This window comes from Peribacillus sp. P4_C12, from assembly GCF_056402095.1.
The window spans coordinates 1-4,369 of sequence record NZ_JBFUIB010000313.1 but is presented as its reverse complement, the minus strand read 5'-3'; the positions used below and the strand labels follow the sequence as shown (position 1 = coordinate 4,369).

Below are 4,369 nucleotides of genomic sequence, written 5' to 3'. Positions count from 1 at the left end.
GCTTTAGTCACTAAGACGGATTCAGGCATGGGATGTGGCAGGTCCTGGCCACTGTGTAATGGTCAATTGATCCCTGACAAAATTACGCTTGAATTAGTTATTGAGCTTTCCCATCGACTTGTTTCAGGTGCTGGAGGATTCATGGTTTTAATTTTATCTTATATGTCTTGGAGAAAAATAGGGCATATACGTGAAGCACGCTTTTTATCTGTTATTTCTTTTAGTTTTCTAGTTCTTCAAGGGCTTATTGGAGCAGCAGCGGTTCTTTGGTCACAATCTGATTTCGTTCTGGCTCTCCATTTTGGTATATCACTAATTTCCTTTGCTTCTGTCTTTTTATTAACACTTTTGATTTTTGAAGTCGACAAGAAGTTCGAAGCTGAAAAACTTATAGTTGATAAGCGAATGAGCTTTCATATTATTGGTATACTAATTTTCACCCTAATAGTCGTATATACGGGTGCACTTGTGAGACATACAGAATCTAGTTTAATCTGTAAGGATTGGCCTTTATGTGTAAATGACAACCTTGCACTCCCTTCCAACCTTTATGAATGGATTCAGATGGGTCACAGATCCATTGCTGGGGCATTATTCATTTGGGTATCTTACGTGGCGTTTATTGCACATAAATATTACAAGCATCAAAAAGTAATATATGGCGGTTGGATTTCTGCATTCATTCTCGTTTTTTTACAAGTTACCGCTGGAGCCTTTATTATTTTTTCCAGACAGAATTTATATATTGCATTGGCACATGCCTTATTCATAGCTTGCTTTTTTGGCGTAATGAGCTATTTAATGCTGCTGACTTCTAGAAGCAAAAAAAATGCATTAGCCATTAAAAGAGGCAGTGCAACACATACCGTCAACGGACAGGATGAACAAGAAATAACACCAACCATACCCGCTCGCTAATGTCTGATTGTTCAATTAATAGATTCAAAAAAAGCCATCATTTCTCAGAATGATGGCTTTTTTGTATAAGAAAGACAAATTCGATGTAACCAACTTAGCCCAAAGGAGGGCATACAGCAGCTTGAAATCTCAAGGGTACTAATATGCCCAACCTCGATAACTATGTCCTTATTCAGTGGTATTACTTCGTTATTTCAATCAATAAATCACCAGTACTAATCGCTTCACCATCTTTAACATAGATGTCTTTAATAGTCCCAGAGAATGGCGCCTGCACGGTTGTTTCCATTTTCATGGCTTCCGTAATTATTAGGTGATCACCCTGCTTAACTTGATCCCCTTTTTCGACGACAACACGAATGACCGTACCAGGCATTGTTGCACCAATATGCTCTTTATTTTTTAAATCCGCTTGCAATTTAGCTACTACGGACGATTTAATGTTTTCATCCTTAATGATTACTTCACGTGATTGACCATTCAATTCAAAATACACAACACGTGTTCCATCAGCCAATGGTTGACCGATTGATACTAATTTAACGATAAGCGTTTTACCCTTTTCGATTTCAACTTCGATTTCTTCCCCTAATCTCAAGCCATATAAGAAAGTGGCCGTATCAAGGTTTGAAACATCGCCGAACAATTCAATAGTTTTATTGTAATCCAAGAATACTTTTGGATATAGGGCATATGCAAGTACATCAAAATCTGTGACTGCACGTCCCAGTTCCTTGAATAATTCTTCTTTTAAAGCACCAAAATCTACGTCTTCCAACAATTCACCCGGTCTTACAGTAATAGGTTTTTTGCCTTTCAAGATAACTTCCTGAAGCTCTTTTGGGAATCCCCCAACCGGTTGTCCCAAATAGCCTTCGAATAACTCTATTACGGAATCAGGGAAATCAATGGTTTGGCCTTTTGTAAGGACATCTTCTTCAGATAGGTTATTTTGCACCATAAATAAGGCCATGTCTCCTACAACTTTAGAAGAAGGCGTTACTTTAACAATATCTCCGAACATTGCATTAACGCGCTGATACATTTCTTTGACATCATGCCAGCGTTCTCCTAGCCCTACCGCTTTAGCCTGCTGCTGCAAATTACTGTATTGACCTCCAGGCATTTCATGTTTGTATACTTCAGTATGAGGTGCATTCATACCACTTTCAAAGTCATGATAAAATTTTCTGACTTCTCCCCAGTATTCGCCTAACCGCTCTAGTGAATCAACTTCCAATTTAGGCTGTCTGCTTGAGCCTTCTAATGCATAATGAAGCGTTTGTACACTTGGTTGTGAAGTCAATCCTGCTAGAGATCCAATCGCCGTATCAACAATATCCACGCCAGCTTCAATCGCTTTTGAATACATGTAAATTCCATTTCCACTCGTATCATGAGAATGCAGATGGATTGGAAGGGAAGTTGCTTCTTTCAATTCTGATACCAGACGGTAAGCGGCCTCCGGTTTAAGAAGTCCTGCCATATCCTTGATAGCTAAAATATGAGCACCGGCATGTTCCAACTCCATCGCCATATTTTTATAGTACTCGATATTATATTTGCTACGTGACGGATCATTTAAATCCCCAGTATAACAAATGGCCGCTTCCGCAATTTTACCCGATTGACGGACTGCATCTATCGCCACTTCCATACCTTTTACCCAGTTTAAACTGTCGAAGATCCGGAAAACATCAATTCCTGCATCCGCTGATTTCTCAACGAATTCGCGAATGACATTGTCAGGGTAATTTTTATAACCCACTGCATTTGAAGCCCTTAATAGCATTTGTAAAAGCACATTCGGTGCTTTTTTTCTAAAGCTTAATAGACGGTCCCATGGATCTTCTTTCAAGAACCGATAAGCTACATCGAAAGTTGCCCCGCCCCACATTTCCATAGAAAACAAATTAGGAAGAAGTTTCGCCGTAGGCTCAGCGATATCAAGAATATCTTTCGACCTAATTCTCGTTGCCAATAAAGATTGATGTGCATCACGGAAAGTCGTATCAGTAATCAATACCTCTTTCTGATCTTTAATCCAATTAACAAGCCCCTCTGCACCTTGTTGTTCCAGAATATTCTTCGTACCCGAAATAAGCGGCAGTCCGGCAACATTTGGAATTGGCGCTAAATCGAAGACAGGTTTTTTCTTTTTTTCCACTCCCGGGAATCCATTTACCGTGACATTACCGATATATGAAAGCATTTTTGTTCCACGGTCTTTTCTGACTGGGAAGGTAAATAGTTCCGGTGTTGAATCAATAAAGGAAGTATCGTATTCACCACTAATGAAATTCTCATGTTTTACAACATTTTCAAGGAATGGAATATTCGTTTTAATTCCACGAATCCTGAATTCCTTAAGGTTACGAACCATTTTTGATGCAGCCTGTTCAAATGAAAGCGCATGTGTCGAAAGTTTAACGAGAAGTGAATCATAATATGGTGTGATAACAGCCCCTTGGAACCCATTACCAGCGTCCAAACGAACACCAAAACCTCCACCAGAACGATACACCATCATTTTTCCAGTATCCGGCATAAAATTATTCAATGGATCCTCAGTTGTTACCCGTGACTGTATTGCAAAACCATGTGTTTTAATACCAGCTTGTTCAGGAATCCCAATCTTTTTGCCATGAAGTTCATGTCCTTCAGCAATCATGATTTGTGATTGAACAATATCGATACCTGTAATCATTTCAGTAATGGTATGCTCAACCTGTACCCTTGGATTGACTTCAATAAAGTAAAATTCATCATTTGCAACAAGGAATTCGACAGTACCCGCGTTGACATAGTCAATATTTTTTGACAATTTGACTGCTGCCTCACAAATTCTTTCACGTAAGTCCTCAGAAAGCGAAACAGAAGGTGCCACTTCAACAACTTTTTGATGACGTCTCTGAACAGAACAGTCACGTTCGTATAAATGCACGATATTCCCGTGAGTATCAGCCAAAATTTGAACTTCAATATGTTTTGGATTTTGAATAAATCTCTCTACATAGACTTCATCATTCCCAAAGGCTGCTTTGGCTTCAGATTTTGCGCGATCATAAGCCTCTTCAACATCTTCAACTTTCTCAACGATTCGCATTCCGCGCCCGCCGCCGCCTAGAGACGCTTTTATAATAATTGGAAAACCGTATTGTTCACCAAATTCTTTAACTTCTACCACACTTGTTACAGGACCTTCGCTACCCGGGATGACCGGAATATCAGCTAGTTCTGCTTGTGTTCTTGCTTTTACTTTGTCACCAAACATATCTAGGTGTCTTGATTCTGGTCCGATAAAGATAATGCCTTCTTCTTCACAACGTTTAGCAAAATCAATGTTTTCTGAAAGGAAACCATAACCAGGATGAATCGCATCGACTCCGCTCATCTTAGCAATTGCAATAATACCTTCAATGTCCAGGTATGCATCAATCGGCTTTTTGCC

2 protein-coding genes are annotated in these 4,369 nt (G+C 39.4%); one reads left to right on the top strand and one right to left on the bottom strand.

What is annotated here, in order from left to right:
• Window positions 1-918: COX15/CtaA family protein (locus tag AC1DUW_RS21795; RefSeq protein ID WP_477643439.1), on the top strand; the 918-nt coding region annotated here is incomplete at its 5' end.
• A gap of 181 nt (window positions 919-1,099) precedes the next feature.
• On the opposite strand, the gene pyc is transcribed toward AC1DUW_RS21795, so the two are convergent.
• Window positions 1,100-4,369 (bottom strand): pyruvate carboxylase (gene pyc, locus AC1DUW_RS21790; protein WP_477643438.1); only part of this gene is annotated, 3,270 nt, incomplete at its 5' end.